13 protein-coding genes are annotated in these 19,575 nt (G+C 70.7%); 5 read left to right on the forward strand and 8 right to left on the reverse strand.

All coding sequences use genetic code 11. From position 1 onward, the window contains the following. Positions 1-5: 5 nt before the first annotated feature. From GEMRO_RS0120230 to GEMRO_RS0120240, 3 genes are all read right to left on the reverse strand, one after another. On the reverse strand, positions 6-1,133 hold the full coding sequence (locus GEMRO_RS0120230) for an FAD binding domain-containing protein (RefSeq protein ID WP_027135462.1): 1,128 nt from the start codon (positions 1,131-1,133) through the stop codon (positions 6-8). 99 nt (positions 1,134-1,232) lie between these two features. Next, a complete protein-coding gene (locus GEMRO_RS0120235; RefSeq protein ID WP_027135463.1) occupies positions 1,233-2,921 on the reverse strand; it encodes an FAD-dependent oxidoreductase in 1,689 nt (562 codons plus the stop codon). An 86-nt stretch (positions 2,922-3,007) separates the two neighbouring features. Continuing rightward, on the reverse strand, positions 3,008-4,111 hold the full coding sequence (locus tag GEMRO_RS0120240; RefSeq protein ID WP_027135464.1) for an alkene reductase: 1,104 nt from the start codon (positions 4,109-4,111) through the stop codon (positions 3,008-3,010). Positions 4,112-4,332: 221 nt separating this feature from the next. On the opposite strand from GEMRO_RS0120240, the gene GEMRO_RS30805 reads away from it, so the two are divergent. The 4 genes from GEMRO_RS30805 to GEMRO_RS0120260 all read left to right on the forward strand — a co-directional run bounded on the left by GEMRO_RS30805 (position 4,333) and on the right by GEMRO_RS0120260 (position 8,766). Further along, positions 4,333-5,706, forward strand: coding sequence for a cytochrome c (locus GEMRO_RS30805; RefSeq protein ID WP_084507836.1), 1,374 nt, complete (start codon positions 4,333-4,335; stop codon positions 5,704-5,706). Further along, positions 5,703-6,194, forward strand: a complete 492-nt coding sequence (locus tag GEMRO_RS0120250) for a (2Fe-2S)-binding protein (protein ID WP_027135465.1) — start codon at positions 5,703-5,705, stop codon at positions 6,192-6,194. Before GEMRO_RS30805 ends, GEMRO_RS0120250 begins: the two co-directional genes overlap by 4 nt. After that, positions 6,191-8,449 carry a xanthine dehydrogenase family protein molybdopterin-binding subunit gene (locus tag GEMRO_RS30810; protein WP_051329280.1) on the forward strand — a complete coding sequence of 753 codons (2,259 nt, stop codon included), beginning with the start codon at positions 6,191-6,193 and terminating at the stop codon, positions 8,447-8,449. Before GEMRO_RS0120250 ends, GEMRO_RS30810 begins: the two co-directional genes overlap by 4 nt. A 110-nt stretch (positions 8,450-8,559) precedes the next feature. Beyond that, complete coding sequence (locus GEMRO_RS0120260; protein WP_027135466.1) at positions 8,560-8,766, forward strand: hypothetical protein; 207 nt, start codon at positions 8,560-8,562, stop codon at positions 8,764-8,766. A gap of 86 nt (positions 8,767-8,852) precedes the next feature. On the opposite strand, the gene GEMRO_RS30815 is transcribed toward GEMRO_RS0120260, so the two are convergent. The 5 genes from GEMRO_RS30815 to GEMRO_RS0120285 form a co-directional block, all read right to left on the reverse strand. Beyond that, on the reverse strand, positions 8,853-14,171 hold the full coding sequence (locus GEMRO_RS30815; RefSeq protein ID WP_205625037.1) for a choice-of-anchor I family protein: 5,319 nt from the start codon (positions 14,169-14,171) through the stop codon (positions 8,853-8,855). A gap of 216 nt (positions 14,172-14,387) precedes the next feature. Continuing rightward, positions 14,388-15,707 carry a TRAP transporter large permease gene (locus tag GEMRO_RS0120270; protein WP_027135467.1) on the reverse strand — a complete coding sequence of 440 codons (1,320 nt, stop codon included), beginning with the start codon at positions 15,705-15,707 and terminating at the stop codon, positions 14,388-14,390. After that, complete coding sequence (locus GEMRO_RS0120275) at positions 15,704-16,210, reverse strand: TRAP transporter small permease (protein ID WP_027135468.1); 507 nt, start codon at positions 16,208-16,210, stop codon at positions 15,704-15,706. Before GEMRO_RS0120275 ends, GEMRO_RS0120270 begins: the two co-directional genes overlap by 4 nt. A 77-nt stretch (positions 16,211-16,287) precedes the next feature. Beyond that, a complete protein-coding gene (locus GEMRO_RS0120280) occupies positions 16,288-17,277 on the reverse strand; it encodes a TRAP transporter substrate-binding protein (protein WP_084507251.1) in 990 nt (329 codons plus the stop codon). 214 nt (positions 17,278-17,491) lie between these two features. Beyond that, positions 17,492-18,511 carry a LacI family DNA-binding transcriptional regulator gene (locus GEMRO_RS0120285; protein WP_027135470.1) on the reverse strand — a complete coding sequence of 340 codons (1,020 nt, stop codon included), beginning with the start codon at positions 18,509-18,511 and terminating at the stop codon, positions 17,492-17,494. Positions 18,512-18,601: 90 nt separating this feature from the next. Here GEMRO_RS0120285 and GEMRO_RS0120290 point away from each other — a divergent pair, with 90 nt between their 5' ends. Next, positions 18,602-19,495: a phytanoyl-CoA dioxygenase family protein gene (locus GEMRO_RS0120290; RefSeq protein ID WP_205625038.1), complete on the forward strand. Its 894-nt coding sequence runs from the start codon at positions 18,602-18,604 to the stop codon at positions 19,493-19,495. Positions 19,496-19,575: the final 80 nt, after the last annotated feature.

Consider the following 19,575-nt stretch of genomic DNA (forward strand, 5'->3'; position numbering starts at 1 on the left):
CCGGGTCAGGCGAAGGCGGCGCCCAGGCGGCGGCCGAGATCGGCGATCTCAAGGGCGACCGGGCGGCGCTCGGCACCGTAGGCCAGGAGCGCCGCCACCGGGTCGCCGCCGGCGGCCAGATGCCTGGCCAGGGCCATGGCGTCGCCGGCGGCCTTGGCCACGCCCATCGCGGTGTGCGGGCGGACCACCGCGGCGGCATCGCCCAGAAGCGCGATCCGGCCGCGGGCCAGGGCCGGGGCCACATGGTCGAAGATGCCCTGGACGAACGGCCGGGGCTCGGCGGCCACCGCCAGGGCGAAGGGCGGCGGCAGCAGCCGCGCCGCGTCCGCCACCAGGGCGTCGCGATCCGCCCGGGCCATGCGCCCGCGCGGCAGATGGAAGGGGTAGGCTTTGCCGTCGGCATCGGTCAGCGCCCGGGCGAGCGAGCCGTCGGCGACCGGCGCAGGCCGGTACCAGACCCAGTTGTAGCGCCGCTCCCCGGGCGCCACCGATCCGTCGGGGCCGGCCACCAGATAGCCCAGCGCATGGCAGCCGGGCGCGTCGAAGAAGGCGAAGCGGTCGCGCAGCACCCGTGCCGCCGGGGCGGGCAGGTCCCGCTCGGGCAGGAGGCCGCGCCAGGCCGCATAGCCGGCATAGTCCGGCGCCGCCACCGGTCCGCCGGCCACCTCGGCGCGCACCGCCGAGCCCAGGCCGTCCGCCCCGATCACCAGCTCGGCTTCCACCACCCGGCCGTCGGCCAGGCGCAGCCGGGCGGAGGCCTCGTCCTGTCCGGCGGCGACCACCTCTGCGCCCAACAGGTAGCGGCCTTCGGGCAGGCGCTCGCGAAAGCTGCGGAACAGGCGGTCCCAGGAGATCTGGGTCTGCGGCTGGGCGACCCGGTCGATGATCCTGCCCGAGCGGTCCAGGAAGATGCGCTCGGCAGCGAGCACGCCGATCCTGGCCAGATGCTCGCAGCCGGCCAGGCGCATGATCCGAAACACCTCGCGTTGCGCCACCAGGCCGGCGCCGCGCCCCTCCAGGCCGCCGGCCGAGCGCTCGCACACCACCACGTCGTGGCCGGCGCCGTGCAGCAGCACCCCGGCGAACAGGCCGCCCAGCGACCCGCCGGCGATCGCGATCTTCCAGGAGGGCATCGGGAACTCCTTGGCGGGCGAGGCTGCGGGACGGCCGCAGCAGGCAAGGCTGCGGCGCGGCGGCTGGGGAGGAAATGCGCGAGACCCGGTCCCTGGCGGTCAGGCGCTGCCCGGGTGCAGGAAGCGGTGGATGGCCTGAACCACCACCGAGCCCTCACCGACCGCGGAGGCGACCCGCTTGACCGAGCCGGAGCGAACGTCGCCCACGGCGAACACCCCGGGCGTGGTGGTGGCGTACGGGGAGGGCAGGGCCAGGCCGTCCCGGTCCTGGCCGGTCAGGACGAAGCCCTTGGCGTCCAGCGGCAGGCAGTCGCCCAGCCACTCGGTGTTGGGCATGGCGCCGATCATCACGAACAGGCTGCCGACCTCGCGGGTCTCCTGCTGGCCGCTCTGGCGGTCCTGCCAGGTCACCCGGCGCAACAGCGTGTCGCCCGCCAGCGCCACCACCTCGGTGAAGGGGTGGACGGTGATCTTCGGCGAGGTTTCGATCCGGCGGACCAGATAGTCGGACATGGTGGCGGCCAGGCCCGGCCCGCGCACCAGCACGTGGACGTGGGCGGCGGTGCGGGCGAGGAACACGGCGGCCTGGCCGGCCGAGTTGCCGCCGCCCACCACCGCCACCTCCTCCGCCTCGCACAGGCGCGCCTCCATGGCGGTGGCGGCGTAATGGATGCCCTGGCCCTCGAACCGGTCGTAGTCCGGCAGGTCGAGCTTCCGGTAGCGGGCGCCGGTCGCGACCACGACCGCGCGGGCCTGCACGCTGGAGCCGTCCTGCAGGTCGATCCGGTAGGGCAGGCTGGCGCAATGGAGTGCCCGGGATGCCCGCGCCAGGGCCAGGTGCGCGCCGAACTTCTGCGCCTGCGCCTGGGCGCGTCCGGCGAGCGCGGCGCCGGAGATGCCGGTGGGGAAGCCCAGATAGTTCTCGATCCGGGTGGTGGTCCCGGCCTGGCCGCCCGGCGCCTCCTGCTCGACCACGATGGTGGAAAGGCCTTCCGAGGCGGCATAGACCGCCGCCGCCAGGCCGCCCGGCCCGGCGCCGACCACCGCCAGATCGAACGGCTCCGCCGCGTCGATCCGCTCGGTCAGGCCCAGCTGCCGGGCCATCTCGTAGGTGGAGGGGTTGCGCAGGACCAGCCGGCCGGGTGCGATCACCGCGGGCAGGTCGGCCGGGGCGAGACCGAACTCCCGCATCAGGCCGGCGGTGGTCTCGGTGTCCCGCTCGGCGGCCACCGGGCGGTGCGGGTAGCCGTTGCGGACCAGGAAGCGCTGCAGGCGCAGGGTGCCGCCGTCATGGCTGCCGCCCAAGAGGATCACCCCGCCGAGCCCGTGCCGGATGAAGCCGACCCGGCGCAGGATGAAGGCGCGCATCACGATCTCGGCGATGTCGGCCTCGGCCGCCAGGAGGCGGCGGAAGGAGGGCTGGCCGATCCGGACCACCCGGCTCTCGACCGCGGCCTGGCAGCTCACCAGGATCTCGCGATCGTTCAGGAGGTTCATCTCGCCGGTGAACTGGCGGGCGCTGTGGGTGGCGAAGACGTGGCGCCCGCTTTGCGGGTGCTCCTCGAAGACCTCGACCTCGCCCTCCAGCACCAGGAAGAAATCGACCCCGCGCTCGCCCCGCCGGTAGAGCAGGGTTCCGGCCGGGACGGCTTCCTCGCTGCCATAGGCCGCGATCCGGGCCGCCATCTCCGGGAGGAGGCGCGGAAAGGTCTGGTCCGGACGCAGGTAGGGATCGGTGGGATCGCCCGGGTCGTTCCCAAGCGGCGCTGCGGCGGTTGGCTCGGTCACCTGCGTCTCCTCATGGCGGCGGGAGAATGGGCGTCCCGGCGCGGGATCCCCGGACGGTCCGCGCCGGGAAGGAAAGGCCAGGCCGGTCAGCCGGCGGCGGCATCCGCATGGACCGGCGCGGCGCGCGGATAGTCGGTGTAGCCCTCCGGCCCCTGGGTGTACCACGTCTCCATGTCGTCCGGGGCCAGTGGGAGGCCGTGGCGGATCCGGTCGGGCAGGTCCGGGTTGGCCAGGAAGCCGCGCCCGAACGCGATGGCGTCGGCCTCGCCCCGGTCCAGCGCCGCCTGGGCCTTCGGCCCGTCATAGTCGGAGTTGAGCACGAGCGGGCCGGTGAACGCCTGGCGGATCGCCGGGTGGACGGGCGGGTGGTCCGGCTTGCCGCGGGTGCCGTCCGGCCCCGGCTCGCGCAGCTCCAGGAACGCGATGCCGATCCGGCCGAGCTCGGTCGCGGCGGCGCGGAACAGCGGCACCGGATCGGGATCGGTGACGCCCTGGGAATCGCCGTTCGGCGAGAGCCGGACTCCGGTGCGGTCCGCGCCGATGGCGCCGGCCACCGCCTCGACCACCTGGACCAGCAGGCGCATGCGGTTCTCGATCGAGCCGCCATAGGCGTCGGTGCGGTGGTTGGCGGCGGCGCGCAGGAACTGGTCGATCAGGTAGCCGTTGGCGGCGTGGATCTGCACGCCGTCGAACCCGGCGGCCAGCGCGTTGCGGGCGGCCTTGCGGTAGTCGTCCAGGATCGCCGGGATCTCGTCCACCTCCAGCGCGCGGGCCTGCGCGTGGGGCTGCTTGCCGGCATAGGTGTGGGCGAAGCCCGGCGCGGTGGTGGCCGAGGCCGACACGCTCTGGCCGCCGTCCAGGAAGCTCGGGTGGACGATCCGGCCCATGTGCCAGAGCTGCGCCACGATCCTGCCGCCCTCGGCATGGACCGCCTCCACGACCGACGCCCAGCCGTCGACCTGCTCCTGGTTCCACAACCCGGTGGCATAGGCCCAGCCCAGGCCCTGCTGGCTGATCCCGATCGCCTCGCTGATGATCAGGCCGGCCGAGGCGCGCTGGCGGTAGTAGTCGGCCATCAGCGGGGTCGGCACATGCGCCCGGGTGCCGCGGCCGCGGGTCAGGGGCGCCATGAACATGCGGTTGGGAGCCTGGATCTGGCCCAGGCGGATCGGGTCGAACAGCGAGGTCATGCTTGGACTTTCGATCGGGGGACGGGCTCGGATGCCAGGCCGTCTATCCGGCGGCGGAGCAATCCGGGTCTTGGACGATTCGCTGCCGGCCAAGGTGGCTCGGCCGGAACGGCATGTCCTTGTCGGTAATCAGCAGGATGGTCCAACCAACTCAAGATCCGACAAGCCGGTTCCGGGCCTACCTGCTCCATCGCATCCAGCACGAGAAGCGGATGGAAACGATGCGGCTGCGACGGTGGATCATGGGAGTCGTGGCGGCGGGCGCCCTTCTGGTCGGCGGCTTCCTGGTCCTGGCCTGGCGGTTTCCGATCCCGCCGGTCGACCCGCCCGCCGCCTCCGGCTTCGAGCCCGCCCTGGTCCGCCGGGGCCAGGAGCTGGCGCTGCTGGGCGACTGCCGGACCTGCCACACCGCCAAAGGCGGCCAGGAACTCGCGGGCGGCCTGCCGATGCCGACCCCGTTCGGCACGATCTATTCCACCAACATCACCCCCGATCCCGCGACTGGCATCGGCAGCTGGTCCGAGGCGGCGTTCGCCAGGGCGATGCGGGAGGGGGTGAACCGGCTGGGGCAGCATCTCTACCCGGCCTTTCCCTACGACCACTTCACCCGGATCGGCGACGAGGACCTGCGGGCTCTCTACGCCTACGTGATGACCCGCGATCCGGTGCAGGCCCTGGTCCCGCCGAACCGGCTGGTGTTCCCGGTCAACATCCGGCTGGTGCTGGCCGGCTGGAAGCTCCTGTTCCTGGACCAGGGCCGCTTCGTGCCCGACCCGTCCCGGGACGCCGCCTGGAATCGCGGCAAGTACCTGGTCGACGGGCTCGGCCATTGCGGCGGCTGCCACACGCCGCGCAACCTGATGGGCGCCGAGGAGGCGGGCCGCGCCCTGGCCGGCGGCCAGGCGGAGGGCTGGGATGCGCCGGCGCTGGGACCGGCCTCGCCGGCACCGGTGCCCTGGGACGAGGCGGCCCTGCGCCAGTACCTGCGCCAGGGCTTCCACCCGCTGCACGGCAGCGCCCGGGGCCCGATGGCGCCGGTGGTCCGCAACCTGGCGGACGCGCCCGACAGCGACGTCGCCGCCATTGCCCACTACCTGGCCTCCTTGGGGAGCGGCGCGGGCGGCGCCGGGCCAGGTCCGGCCGGGCCGCACCGGCCGGTGCCGGCGGGGGATGCCGCGGCGCCCGGGCGCCGGGCGGCTTCCGCGGGCCTGCAGGCCGCCACGCCGGCTGCCCCGGACCAGCCCGGCGCCGCCCTGTACGCCGCCGCCTGCGCGTCCTGCCACGAGAGCGGCAGGGAGCTGCCGCTGGGGGCGGTGGACCTGGGCCTGTCGACGGCGCTCGCCGGACCGGGCCCGGCCAACCTGGTGAACCTGGTGCTGGAGGGCGTGCCGGCCGAGAGCGGGCAGGCCGCCCCGGTGATGCCGGGCTTTGCCGGCATGCTGTCCGACGCGCAGCTGGTCGATCTTGCCGGCTACCTGCGCGGCGCGTTCACCGACAAGCCTGCCTGGACCGGGATCGAGGCCGTGGTCCGCACGGCGCGCGCCGCCGCCAGGCCTGCCATGCCAACCGCCCATCCGGCCGGAGCGCCCCGATGACCATTCTCAACGTCAACGGCCAGGACCATGACGTCCAGGCCAGCCCGGACACGCCGCTGCTCTACGTGCTGCGCGACGAGCTCGGGCTGAACGCTGCCAAATATGGCTGCGGGCTCGGCCAATGCGGCGCCTGCACGGTGATGCTGGGGGGCGACGCGGTGTTCTCCTGCGTCACCCCGGTCATGCTGGCGGCTGGCCGCCGGGTCACCACCCTGGAAGGGCTGGGCAGCGCTGCCGAGCCCGGCCCGCTGCAGCAGGCCTTCATCGACGAGCAGGCGGCGCAATGCGGCTACTGCATCCCCGGGATGATGATGCGGGCGCAGGCGCTGCTGGAACGCGACCCGGCGCCCACCGACCAGGCGATCCGCGCCGAGCTGGAGCCGCATCTGTGCCGCTGCGGCACCCACATGCGCATCCTGCGCGCGGTGCGGCGCGCCGCCGACGCCATGCAGACCCAGATGGCGTTCGAGCTGGGAGCGGAACAATGAGCGTGCGGCTGTCCCGGCGCCCGGTCCTGGCCGGGCTCGGCGGGCTGGTGCTGGGCTTCCGCCTGGGGCCGGCGCTGGCGCAGACTGAGACCGGCAAGGGCGGCGGCCTGCCGGTGCGGGGGCTGCCCGGCAGCCTCGACGACACGCCGCGCCTGGACGCCTGGATCCGGGTGGACCGGAACGGGGCGGCGACGGTGCTGACCGGCAAGGCCGAGCTCGGCCAGGGCCTCAAGACCGCGCTCCTCCAGGTCGCCGCCGAGGAGCTGAAGCTTGCGCCCGGCAGCCTGTCCCTGGTCACCGCCGACACCGGGCGCACCCCCGACGAGGGCTACACCGCTGCCAGCCATTCCATGCGCGATTCCGGGACCGCCATCCGCCACGCGGCGGCACAGGTCCGCGAGATCCTGATCGGCCGCGCCGCCGCGCGCTGGGGCCTCCCGGCTGCCGGCCTGGTGGCCAGGAACGGCATGGTGCACGCACCCGATGGCCGGCGGCTGGGCTATGGCGAACTGGTCGACGACCAGCTCCTTTCGGCGGACGCCCAGCCGACGTCGCGGCTGACCGATCCCGCCGAGTTCACGGTGATGGACCGGCCGCTGCCGCGGATCGACCTTCCGGGCAAGGTCACCGGGGCTGCGGCCTATGTCCAGGACATGCGCCCGGCCGGGATGCTGCACGCCCGGGTGGTGCGCCCGCCGAGCTATGGGGCGGAGCTGGTCGCGGTTCCGGCCGCCCGGGTGGAGCAGATGGCCGGGGTCGTGCGGGTGGTGCGCGACGGCCGCTTCCTGGCGGTGGTGGCCGAGGAGGAGTGGACGGCGATCCAGGCGATGCGCACCCTGGCCGCGCTGGCCGAATGGCGGGAGAACGCCAGCCTGCCGGACCAGGACGCGCTCGCCGCAACCCTGATGGCGCTGCCGGCCGAGGACACCGTGATCCACGATTCCGGGTCGCCCGGGGCCGGCGGGCAGGAGGTTTCCGGCACCTTCACCCGGCCGTTCCTGGCCCATGGCTCGATCGGCCCGTCCTGCGCGGTGGCGCTGGCCGACGAGGACGGGCTGACGGTCTGGACCCACAGCCAGGGCGTGTTCCCGCTGCGCGGCGCGATCGCGGCGATGCTGGACCTGCCCGAGGACAGGGTGCGCTGCATCCATGCCGAGGGGGCCGGCTGCTATGGCCAGAACGGGGCGGACGACGTCGCCGCGGATGCGGCCCTGATCGCGCGGGCGATCCCCGGCCGGCCGATCCGGGTGCAGTGGATGCGCGAGCAGGAGCATGGCTGGGAGCCGTTCGGCCCCGGCATGGTGGTGGCGCTGCGGGCGGCGGTGGGCGCGGACGGCGCGGTGGCCGCCTGGCACCACGAGGTCTGGAGCCAGTCGCACATGATGCGGCCGGGGCCGCCCGGCACGCTGCTGGCCGCGCGGCACAAGGCGGATCCCGCCCCGCCGGCCCCGCCCGTGCAGCTGGCGCAGCCGCAAGGCGGCGGCGACCGCAACGCGATCCCGCTCTATGCCTTCGCCCAGGCCCGGGTGGTGCATCATTTCCTGCCGGACATGCCCCTGCGCGGCTCCTCGATGCGCTCGCTCGGCGGCTACCTGAACGTGATGGCGATCGAGAGCAGCATGGACGACCTGGCGCTCCTGTCCGGGCAGGACCCGGTGCAGTTCCGGCTGCGCCACCTGCAGGACGCGCGCGCCCGGGAGGTGGTGCTGGCGGCGGCCCGGCGGTTCGCCTGGGACAGCCGGCCGGCCGGCCCGGGCGGGACCGGCTGCGGCTTCGCCTTCGCACGCTACAAGAACCTCGAGGCCTATTGCGCGGTCGCCATGGAGGTCGCGGTGGATCGCGAAAGCGGGCAGGTCGCGATCCGGCGGGTGGCGGCGGCGGTGGATACCGGCCAGATCGTCAACCCGGACGGGGTGCGCAACCAGATCGAAGGCGGGATCGTGCAGGCGGCCAGCTGGACCCTGTTCGAGCGGGTGAGCTTCGACCGGACCCGGATCACCTCGGTGGACTGGTCGGCCTACCCGATCCTGCGCTTCTCCGACCTGCCCGACACGGTCGAGGTGGAACTGCTGGACCGGCCGGGCCTGCCGTTCCTGGGCGTGGCCGAGGCGGCGCAGGGACCGGCCGGAGCTGCCCTGGCCAACGCGATCCGCGACGCGACCGGGCAGAGGCTGCACGACCTGCCGCTCGACCCGCAGCGGATCCGGACCGCGATCCTGACGGGCCAGAACGACCGCCTGAGTAACAAGCGTTAACCTTGAGACATGTTCCGAGGCCCTGCTGGAGTTTTCCAACGACACCTCGTACATCCCCAACCGTTGCCAAGTCGGGCCGACCGGCCCTCCCACGAGGTGAGCAGAACAGCATGCAGGATCGCGCGACCAAGAGCCTTCGGGACAGGATCATCGCTGCGTTCGACGATGAGACTGCCTGGCTACGGAACGAGCGGGAGAAGCACCGGGAGACCAGTCTCCACCACCCGGCTCCGGAAATGAGCTGGGAGGAACTGGCACGGATGATCGAGACCCGCCGCCACGACCAGGGCCCCGAAATGGCCCCGGCCGCCGGCTGACGAAAACGGGACGGCCGGCCCCGAGGGGCCGGCCGCTGGCCCCGGCGCCATCGCGGCACCGGCGGATTTTCTTCAAGGCGCTCCGGTCAGGCGACCGCCGCCATGTCCGGCACCAGGGTCTCGGTGAGACCGGCCGGGTTCATGAACACCCCGTCCTCGCGCAGCGCCAGGTTCTGGATGCGCTCGTCCTGGTCCGCCGGGGTTTCGGCGATGGCGAACGGCGTTTCGCCGAAGCTCGCCGCCAGGTACTCGGCCAGCGCGTCCTGCTCGGTGCCGTCCGGCGCGAACACCGCGTCGCCGGTGAGCGCCGGCGCGTCCTCGTCGAACAGGTCGACCCGGTCGGAGATCAGCTCGGGGAAGGGATAGCCGTCCCCGCCATCCGCCAGGAAGGACAGGGTGGTGACCTTGATGGCCCTTGCGGCGTCGCCCACCACCTCGCCGCCCTGGACCACCTCGTCGACCACCTGGCCGTCCTCGTCCACGATCGCCAGCGACTGGACGCGCGCGCCGGGCTCGAGGTCCGGGTCGAAGCTGAACGCGACCCCGCCGACCTGCGGGAACTGGCCGGGCGAGCTGCCCTCGCCGGTGGCGGCCACGCCGTGCTCCAGGAGCTCCTTCAGCCCCTCGGCGGTGGTGGTGACGATCGAGAGCGCGTTGTTGAAGCGAAGCGAGTTCACGATGTCGAGCTGGGAGACGTCGCCCGGCTCCTTGCCGGCATCGGGGTTGCCCTGCGGCGGCAGGAGGCTGCCGTCCTGGCCGATCTCGCCGATGAAGGAGCGGATGCCGCCGCCGTTCTTGATCGAGACCTGCACCTCCGGGTCGACCGAGCGGGCATAGGCCAGGTTGGCGTCGGCCGAGAGGTCGCCCAGATTGGTTTCCTCGGTGCGGACCAGCTCGCGCCGGCCTTCCAGGAACACCTCGGTGCTGCCGAACACGTTGCCGTCCTGCTCGGCGACGATGTCGCTCACCGCGTCGACCAGCTCGGCCACCAAGGCGCCCTTGCTGCCGTCCGCGAACGGATCGGCCTCGCCCCAGATCGCCGCGACGTTGTCGGCGGTGGTGGCGATCGGGCCGTTCATGGCCGGGTCGATGCTGTCCGGGATGATCACGCCGTCGGCGTCGAAGGTGACGTTCAGGCGGCCGACATAGCTGTACTCGCCGTCGGTGCTGACGATCACCGCGGCATCGCCGTCGGCGTTCTCGGTGAGGATCGGATAGCCGGCCTCGGCCAGGTCACCGGGATGGAGGGTGTCGTCGGCATCGGCCAGGATCGTGTCCGAGCCGCCGGCGATCACGATGTCGACCCCGTCCAGCAGGCCGACCAGTTCCTCTTCCAGGCTGATCTGCTGGAGATGCGAGGCCAGCACGATCTTGTCGATGCCCTGCGCCTGGAGCTGGTCGATCACCGGGTTCAGCACCTCGGCCAGCTGGGCCATGTCGTTGCCGCCGGGCTCGCCCGTGACCGTGACGCCGCCGGTCGAGGAGATCGTCTCGACCAGCTGGGTGGTGGCGCCGACCACGCCGATCTTCTCGCCGTTGACGTCGACCACGGTGGCCGGCGCCAGCTTGGGCAGGTCCAGGCCGGCTTCGGACTGGTCCGGGCCGGAGGCGATGTCGGAGGACGGCAGGATCTCGCCGGTGAACAGGCCGGCCAGCGCGCCGTCGCCGCTGAAGTCGAGATTGGCGGAGAGGTAGGGGAACTGGGCGCCGACCCAGCCATCGTCGGCGACCCCGTCGGCATCGCCCTGGTCGGCGGCGATGATCGAGGCGAAGGCGCTGGTGCCAAGGTCGAACTCGTGGTTGCCCACCGCCGAGGCGTCAAAGCCGATCACGTTCATGATCGACACGTCGATCCGGCCGGCCCCGCGCTCCAGGGCCGCATAGCCGTCCGCGTCCAGCCCAAAGAGCTGGTTGTAGACGCTGTTGAACACGCCGTTCTCGCTGAACACCGGGTCGGCCGCGGCGTTCAGGAAAGGCCCTGGCAGGTAGTTGTCGCCCGCGGACAGGACCAGGGTGTTGGCCGCCTGCTGCTCCAGGCCCTCCACGATGGCCGCGAAGTTCGGGGCGTTGTCGATCGCCTCGACGCCGCCCTCCAGGTCAGAGGCGTGCAGGAGCTGCAGCTCGAAGGTCTCGCCGGGCTCGGAGGCCGGCGGGGTGAACTCGTAGAGGGCGGTGGTGCCGCTGATCTCATGCGCCACCGCGATCATCGGCTTGCCGCTCGGGCTGTCCTCGGCGCTGATGAAGGTCAGGCCCTCGGGCCCGATGTCGCCGGCCTCCAGGCTGTCGATCGGCGCGCTAAAATCGCGGCTGTTCATGTAGGTCACGAACTCGGGCGCGTGCGGGTCGCTCAGGTCGAACACCATGATGCCACCGACCCGCTCCAGCCCGACAAAGGCATAGGGCGTGCCGTCGACCTCGCCGACCGCGATGCCTTCCGGCTCCGGACCCTTGTTGTCGCTGCGAGAGTCGAAGCTGTCGTTCTCTTCGTTGTCGCTGTTGAAGTATTCGGGCAGGTGCTTCGCGATGATCTGCTCGAACTGGTCGCCGCTGTCGAAGACGATCTTGCCGCTCGCGTCGAGCACCGAGAACGATCGGGCGCCATAGGACTGCAGCACGTCGTGGTCGCCGTCGCCGTCGGTGTCGCCGTCGATGCCGGACACGCCCAGCCGGCCGATCTGCTCGTCGGCCTGCAGTTCGTCGGCATCGGGGAAGGCGGTGGGGTCGAGGTCCAGATCCTTGACCCGCTCGTCCTCGCCGCGGTCGTCGCCCTCGTTGGCGATCACGTAGTAGGTGGCGCCGCCCGACTGGAAGCTCGCGATGTTGTCCGGCATGTACATGCCGAACACCGGCCAGTTGTCGATCGCGATGCCGTCGTCGCGGTCGCTGGCGTCCAGGCCGTTGCCGGCCTGGTCGTGGTTTTTCAGCCCGAGCGGCACGATGCCGGTCAACTGCCGGGTCTCCAGGTCCAGGATCGCGACCGCGTTGTTCTCCTGGAGGGTCACCATCGCGGTCTTGCCGTCGGCGGAGACCGACAGATATTCCGGCTCGAAATCGGTGGAGGGCAGGGTGTTGGGGAAGATCCGCACGCCCTGGTCGCGCAGCTCCTCGACCTTGGCGTCGAAGCCGCCAAAGCCGATCTCGGTGGAAGTCTTCAGGAAGCCCGGCGTCGCCACGTCGACGATCGAGACCGAGCCCTGCGGGTCGCCGCCCTCGACGGGCTCGCCCTCGTTGGCGGTGAGCACCCTGGTGCCGTCGGGGGTGAACCCGACATGGTCCGGGCCAACGCCGACCTCGGCACCGCCCTGGTAGGTGCCGTCGGCATCGAACAGGGCGACGAAGCCCTCGGCGGCAGGGTCGGGGTTCTTCACCGCGACGGCGACCAGGCCGTCCTTCACCGCGACGCTGGTGACCGAGCCGCCCTCGATCACCTGGTCGACATCGATCGAGAACAGCCGCTCGGGCGCGGTGGGATCGGCGATCGAGACGACGTCGACGCTGCCGTTTGCGCCGTTGGTGATGAACAGGCGCTGGGTCTCGGGGTCGTGGGCGACGATCTCGGCGCCGGCCGCCTGGGGCAGGCCGCTCTCCGGCGTGATCCGGCCGACCAGCTCCAGCCGGCCTTCCTCGCTGCCGTCGCCGAAGTCGAAGCGCGCCAGCACCGGGTCGTGGTCGCTGGAGCGACCGCCTTCCGCGAAATCGGCGTTCAGGTGGACGATGTCGATCTCCGCGCGGCCGGCCAGGCTGGTGGAGACCAGCAGATGGTCGAGCGCCTGGGAATTGCCGTCGAAGTTGAAGCTGTAGCGGTCGCTCTGCGGCAGCTGGTCCACCAGGTTGGTGAGCTGGTCGCCGGCCAGGATCTTCAGCGTCTCGGAGAACTCGAAATCGTTCATGTCGCCCAGCACGACGACGTTGGCGTCGGGCCTGGCCTGCAGCAGGTCGTCCACGAAGTCGTTGACCTCGTCGGCCTGGAACACGCGCTGGGCCAGGGTGTTCTGGAAGGCCGGCTGGTTCTCGCCGAACAGGGGCTCGTCGCCGGACTTCGACTTGAAGTGGTTGTTGACCAGGAACACGTCCTCGCCCTGGAACTCGAACTGGGCGGCCAGGGACTTGCGGGTGCCCTCGAAGCCGATCTGCTCGTTCTCGGCGAAGGCCGGGCTGCCGGGATCCACGCGGCCGGGATTGAGCGACAGGCCGGCGCCGTCCTCGCCGTCCACCACCTGGACCTCGTCGGTGGGACCGGCCTCGCCCTGCGGGACGAAGCCGACCCGCTCGGGGTTGTAGAGATAGGCCACCTGGATGTTGGCGCCGGGCTGGCCGCCATCCTGGTTGTTCTCCGGGGCGATCTGCACGAACTCGTAGGTCGGGCCGCCGGACTGGGCGATGCCGTCGACCAGGCGCTGCAGGGTCACCTCGGCATTGGTGACGCCGCTGTCGGTCGGGCCGTCATTGTCCTGGATCTCCTGGACGGCGATGATGTCCGGGCTGTTCAGGCGCTGGACGATGTCCTGGGACAGCCGGGTGAGCTGGTCGTCGCTGCCGGGATTGGGCGAACCGTCGGACGGGTCCAGGTTCAGGACGTTGAAGGTCGCGACCGTGAGCTGGTCGGCGCCGCCGACGAGCTCGCTGCTCTCGCGCTCCAGGCCGCCCGGGCTTGCCGCCGGGAGAGCCTCGGTGTTGAGCAGCTTGAAGTTGCCGAAGCTGTAGTCGAGCACGCCGGTCACCGGCCCGTCGAACCGGTCGCCGACATTCACCGCGGGCGGGTTCGCCACCAGCGCGTCGTCGACGATGATCCGCTCGGGGTTGGCGTCGTCCGGGCGAAGGGCGATCCCGCCGGCATCGGTGCGGACACCCGCACCCTCGCCGCCGTCCGGCAGGAGCGCGATCTCGCCGAACGCGTTGGTCGGGCTCGCCGCCACCGCGTCGCGGACCTCGACCCGCATGCCTTCCATGCTCTCGTAGAAGTCGATGCCGTCGCTGTTCGGATCGAAGCTGGACAGGCCGTCGTCGTCGATCACCTGGCCCGGCGCCTGGCGGCCATCCTGGCCAATCACGGTGGCCGCCGGCAGGGCGTTGCCGCTGGAGAGCAGCGTGCTGGTGGACAGGCTGATCTGGGTGGTGGAGAGGTTGCCGCTGGAAGCGCCGCCAGGCGTGAACTCGGACACCATGCCGGCCACCGAAAGTTCGTCGCCCACCGCCACGGTCGGGGCGGATCGGGTGAACACGAACACCGCGTCGGAGGTGGCGTCGTCGCCGTCGCCCTGCGGGTCCTGCAGGTAGAAGCCGTTGGAGCTTAAGGCGGTGACGATGCCGGTCACCTCGACCTGGCGGCCGAGCAGGGGCGAGACATGATCGTCGCCCTGGACGTCCGGAATCGTCCAGGTTTCCTGGTTCGTCGCATCATCCATCGGGCGCCCCTCCTCGACGTGCTGGCCCTGGCGCGTCGCTGGTCGGACGTCGCCGGTCATGATCGGTGGCGAAGCGCTAGCCGATCAGCGTGATCAGGGCGTGACGGCGCGGGAGGGAAGGGCGGCCGGGCGGATCTTCGGGCCCGGAGCACAGGCAAGAAAAAAGCCGGCGGAGCAGGCTCCGCCGGCGGCAGCAGAAGCGGCGGGATGGCGCCGCTAGTTCAGGAATTCCGGCGAGACCAGGCTCGGCAGGAACAGGGTGACCTGCGGCCAGGCGATCACCAGGAACAAGACCGCCAGCATGGGCACCAGCATGATCATGACCGGGCCGATCACGTCGATCAGCCGGACCTTGGCGATGGCACAGGCGATCAGCAGGCACAGCCCATAGGGCGGGGTCACCAGGCCGAACGCCAGGGAGATGATCCCGATCATGGCGAAATGGACCGGGTCCATGCCGGCGGAGATGGTGAGCGGCTGCAGGATGGTGCCGACGATGATGATCGCCGGGATCGCGTCCAGAAAGCAGCCGACCACCAGGAACACCGCGGCCACGAACAGGCCCATCTCCAGCAGGCTGAGGTCCCACGCGCCCACGCCGGCCAGGATCGCCTGCGGGATCTTGTAGTAGGCGAGCAGCCAGCCGAACGCGCTGGCGGTGCCCACGCAGAACAGGGCTACCGAGGCGAACTTACCGGTGTCGAGCAGGGCGGTGTAGAAGCCCTTGGGCGTGATCTCGCGGTAGAAGAAGATGCTGAGCGCGCCGGCATAGAGCACGGCGATACAGGCGGATTCGGTGGGGGTGAACCAGCCGAACACCTTGCCGCCGATGATGATGAACGGCGTGGTGAGCGCCGGGATCGAGATCACCAGCCAGCGCATCAGCTCGCCCCAGGTCGCGCGGGCATAGGTGGGGTAGCCCCGCGCCTTGGCGTAGGCGTGCACGGTGCCCATCTGCGCGGCGGCGATCAGGAAGCCCGGGATGATGCCGGCCAGGAACAGGGCGCCGATCGAGGTGGTCAGGATGCCGCCCCAGACGATCATCAGGATCGAGGGCGGGATGATCACCGCGAGCACCGAGGACACCGAGGTGATCGCGACCGAGAAGCCGATGTCGTAGCCTTCCTTGGTCTGCGCCGGGATGAAGATCTTGGACTGGCTGGCGGCGTCCGCGGTGGACGAGCCGGAGATGCCGGCGAAGAAGAACGACAGCACCACGTTGATCTGGGCGAGGCCACCCGGGAAGTGGCCGACCATGGATCGGGAGAGCCGCATCAGCCGGTCGGTGATGCCGCCGCCGTTCATCAGGTTGGCGGTGAGCAGGAAGAACGGCACCGCCAAGAGGATGAAGGAGTTGTAGGCGTTGAAGGTCTCCTGGAGCAGCGTCATCGAGGACAGGCGCGGCTCGATCAGGAGGATGGGCACGGTCGCCAGCGCCAGCGCGAACGCCACCGGCACGCGCATGAACATGGCGACGAAGAACACCCCGAACAGGATCCAGGAAGCCTGGCCCGCGGAAAGGAGGGAGCCGGTCATGGATTCTTTCCGGTCAGGATGCGCATGTCGTCGTAGATCTGCTCGCCCAGGAACAGGATCCACGATCCGCCGGCGATCGGCCAGGCGATGTGGATGAGCCAGAGCGGCAGCTCGGCGAGCTCGGAGATGCGGTACCAGGCGAACCGGGTGAAGGTGACGCCCAGCCACAGGAAGATCAGGCCGATCACCAGGATCGCCACCCGCGCCACCATGCGCAGCGCGGCGTCCCGCTTCGGGCCCATGCGCGGCCACATGTCGACGTCGAAATGGCTGTTCTCGCGCACGCCCACGATCGAGCCGATCATGATCGTCCACACGAACAGGAGGCGGGCCATTTCCTCCGTCCAGATGTAGCGCGGCAGCCAGTCGATGAACCGGGCAAACACCTGGAGGCTGACGGGCAGGACCAGGATCAGGATCGAAACGGCAAGGATGGCACAAAGAAACTGATGGTAGAGCTCGAGCAGCCTGCGAAAGCCGCCGCGTTCCCTGGTCGTCGCCATGTGATCTCCGCAGAGGTCGATCGAAACGGCAGCGGGCCGGGGCGATCCGCCCCGGCCCGACATGCCATCCGGCGTGGTTACTGGATGTTGTTGATCTGCTCGAGGATCTCGGCGGCGCCGATCTCCTCGGCATAGGCCTGCAGGACCGGGTCCACGGCCGCCTTCATGGCGTCACGGTCGGTGAACTCGATCCGCTTGAGCTTGCCCTCGGATTCCATCGCGTCGAGCTTGGCGGTATCCTCGCCCGATTCGACCTCGCGGCCATAGGCGCCGGCTTCCTTGCCGGAGCTCAGGATGCACTGCTGCAGGTCCTCGTCGAGCCGGTCGAAGGTCTGGCTGGAGAAGGCCAGCGGGCGGACGGTGATGGCGTGCTTGGTCATGGCGAGGTTGGGCGCCACCTCGAAGAACCGCATCTGCTCGACGCCGGCCGCCTCGTTCTCGCCGGCCTCAATGACGTTGTTCTGGATGCCGTTGTACACCTCGTTGTAGGCGATCACGGTCGGCGCCATGCCGGCGGCCTGGAAGGTGCTGCTCCAGATGGGCGCGCCCTGGACCCGCACGCGCAGGTTCTCCAGGTCCTTCATGTTGGCGATCGGCTTGTTGGCGAAGATGTTGCGGGTGCCGCCGCCGGCATAGCCGATCAGCATGACGTTGGCGCGCTGGGCGATCTCGTCGGCGACCGGCTTGAACAGGTCCTGGTCGAGGACGGCGTTCCAGTGGTCGAGATCGCGGAACAGGAACGGCGCGTCGATGAACGGCGCCGCCTTGGAGAAGGTCGACATGTGCGCCGGGGAAACGATCGCGAAATCGACCGCGGTGCCCTGCGACATGTACTCGAAATACTGCTTCTCGAGGCCGAGCTCGCTGTTCTTGTGCAGAATGAACTCGATCGGCTTGCCGTAGCACTCCGTGACGAGCTCGCCGAACTTCACCAGGGTCTTGGTGAAGGCGTGCTCGTCGTTGAACTGCGACGCGCCGTGCAACTGGATGGCGTCCTGGGCCTGCGCCGTCGATGCGGCCGCGAGCAACGCGACACCCGTCAGGCTCTTGACGATCAGAGCTTTCAAGTCCTGCCTCCCCTTTCGCCCCGGTTCTGCCTGGGGGCTTGTCGGAATAGTATGACTATTTCATCGTCGCCGTGGCAAGCACGATATTCGCCGAAATGGCGTCCTCCGTGTTACTGTGGTTCGGAGCGATCCGTGCTTCGCGGCTCCGCTTATCATGGTTCCTGGGGGCACCGGAACTGTCGATCGGCGCATCGGCTGTCGGTGCACGCGGCGGCTAGTCCCGGCGGGCAGGGGCCAGGCTCCCGCGCTCGATGAAACGGCTGGGCAGGCACAGGTCGTGCCGCTGCGCCTCGGGCCCGCTCAGGCGCGCCAGCATCGCCCGGGCCGCGGCCTGGCCGATCGCCTGGAAGTCGCGGACGATGCAACTGATCTCCGGCGTCGCCGCCAGCGCCACGTCGGCGGCGTCGATCCCGATCACCGATACGTCGGCCGGGATGGCAAGGCCGCGGGCGCGGATCGCCCGGATGGTCGCCAGGAGCAGCGGGCTGCCCTCGGCAATCACCGCGGTGGGCGGATCCGCCCCGCCCAGCAGGATCTCGGCCACGTCCGGCACCGGCTCATGGTCGATCGGCAGGCGGATCGCCCGGATCCCGGAAGGATCCAGACCGGCTGCCGCCGCCGCCTCCAGGAAGGTCTCGCGGCGCAGGCGGGCCGGGCGGATCGGCGCGTCGTACTGGACCAGCGCCAGGCGACGGTGGCCGAGTTCAGCCAGGCGGCGCACTGCCTCGTCCATGGCCGGCGCGTGCTCGGTGAACACCCGGTCGCCTGCGCCGGGCAGGTCGCGGTCCAGCACCACGACGGGCACATCCAGCCCAGCCACTGCGGTCCGCAGGCCCGGATGGTCCTGGTCGCAGGCATAGAGAATGATGCCGTCGACCTGGCGGGTGCGCAGGATCGAGAGCGCCTCGATCTCGCGCTCGGGCTGCTGGTCGCTGCTGGCCAGCAGGATGGCGTAGCCATTCTGCGCCAGGGCGTCGACGGCGGCCTGGGCGACCGCGGCGTTGGGATGGATGGTGAGGCTGGGGACCAGGAAGCCGATGGTGCGGGTGGCGTTGGTGCGCATGGTGCGCGCCGCGAGGTTGGGCACGTAGCTCAACTCGCGCATCGCCGAAGCGACTTTCTCGCGGGTGGCCGGGATCACCAGGCCGGGCTCGTTGCAGACCCGGGACACAGTGACGGTGGAGACGCCGGCAAGCCTGGCGACGTCGCGGATGGTCGGGCGGCGTGCGCTCACCGACCCGGCTCCTCAGCGCATGTTGACGTTTTCATCGAGCAGTACCACGCTTGTTCTGTTGCGGTGGCGACCAAGAAGGGAAGGCTGGACATGGCGATGCTGACGCAAGAACAGGTGGAATCCTACGAGCGGGACGGGTTTCTCATTGTCAATAATGTGTTAACGCCCGGCGAAGTCCAGGAATTGCGGGCGGTGACGGAGGATCTGGTGGAGAAGGCCCGGCCGCTCACGGCGCATGACGACGTCTACGACCTGGAGCCCAGCCACTCGGCCGACGAACCAAGAGTGCGCCGGATCAAGTCGCCGCACCTGCAGGCGCCGATCTACGACCGGGTGATGCGCCATCCGAAGATCCTGGAGATCCTGCAGCAGCTGGTGGCGCCTTCGATCCGCTTCGACACCTCCAAGCTCAACATGAAGGCGGCCGGCTACGGCGCCGCGGTGGAGTGGCACCAGGACTGGGCGTTCTATCCGCACACCAACGACGACCTGTGCGCGGTGGGCGTGATGATGGACGACTGCGCCATCGAGAACGGGCCGCTTTTGTGCATCCCGGGCAGCCACAAAGGCCCCGTCCACGACCATCATGCCGACGGCCATTTCTGCGGGGCGATCGATCCCGGCAGCGTCGACCTGCCGTTCGACCAGGCCGTGCCCTGCACCGGACCTGCCGGCAGCATCTCGATCCACCATGCCAGGACCATCCACGGCTCTGCCCTGAACACGTCCGACAAGATGCGCCGGCTATTGCTGTTCCAGTACCGCGCCGCCGACGCCTGGCCGCTGTGCGCCGGCGGGCAGATGGACTGGGACTCCTGGCAGGCGCTGATGCTGACCGGCGAGACCGACCCGATCGCGCCGCGCATGGCCGACGTCCCGGTCCGGCTGCCGCTGCCGCCGGCCAAAAGCCAGGGCTCGATCTACGAGAACCAGCGCGGGCTCAAGCGCAGCTTCTTCGGCAAGGCCGACACCAAGGCGGCTTGAACCGGCCGTTGCGGGCCGCAAGGATGGCGCCGCCGGCCGGACGCTCCAGGAGCGCTCGGGCCGGCGGCGCCGTTTGAGCG

It is taken from the genome of Geminicoccus roseus DSM 18922 (genome assembly GCF_000427665.1).
GTDB classification, from domain to species: domain Bacteria; phylum Pseudomonadota; class Alphaproteobacteria; order Geminicoccales; family Geminicoccaceae; genus Geminicoccus; species Geminicoccus roseus.

Excerpts from the sequence above, each read along its gene's own strand:
- GEMRO_RS30810 (WP_051329280.1), top strand. The coding sequence starts at position 6,191 with ATGAGCGTGCGGCTGTCCCGGCGCCCGGTCCTGGCCGGGCTCGGCGGG.
- GEMRO_RS0120260 (WP_027135466.1), top strand. The coding sequence starts at position 8,560 with ATGCAGGATCGCGCGACCAAGAGCCTTCGGGACAGGATCATCGCTGCG.
- GEMRO_RS0120250 (WP_027135465.1), top strand. The coding sequence starts at position 5,703 with ATGACCATTCTCAACGTCAACGGCCAGGACCATGACGTCCAGGCCAGC.
- GEMRO_RS30815 (WP_205625037.1), bottom strand. The coding sequence starts at position 14,171 with ATGGATGATGCGACGAACCAGGAAACCTGGACGATTCCGGACGTCCAG.
- GEMRO_RS0120270 (WP_027135467.1), bottom strand. The coding sequence starts at position 15,707 with ATGACCGGCTCCCTCCTTTCCGCGGGCCAGGCTTCCTGGATCCTGTTC.
- GEMRO_RS0120230 (WP_027135462.1), bottom strand. The coding sequence starts at position 1,133 with ATGCCCTCCTGGAAGATCGCGATCGCCGGCGGGTCGCTGGGCGGCCTG.
- GEMRO_RS0120240 (WP_027135464.1), bottom strand. The coding sequence starts at position 4,111 with ATGACCTCGCTGTTCGACCCGATCCGCCTGGGCCAGATCCAGGCTCCC.
- GEMRO_RS0120290 (WP_205625038.1), top strand. The coding sequence starts at position 18,602 with ATGGCGATGCTGACGCAAGAACAGGTGGAATCCTACGAGCGGGACGGG.
- GEMRO_RS30805 (WP_084507836.1), top strand. The coding sequence starts at position 4,333 with ATGCGGCTGCGACGGTGGATCATGGGAGTCGTGGCGGCGGGCGCCCTT.
- GEMRO_RS0120275 (WP_027135468.1), bottom strand. The coding sequence starts at position 16,210 with ATGGCGACGACCAGGGAACGCGGCGGCTTTCGCAGGCTGCTCGAGCTC.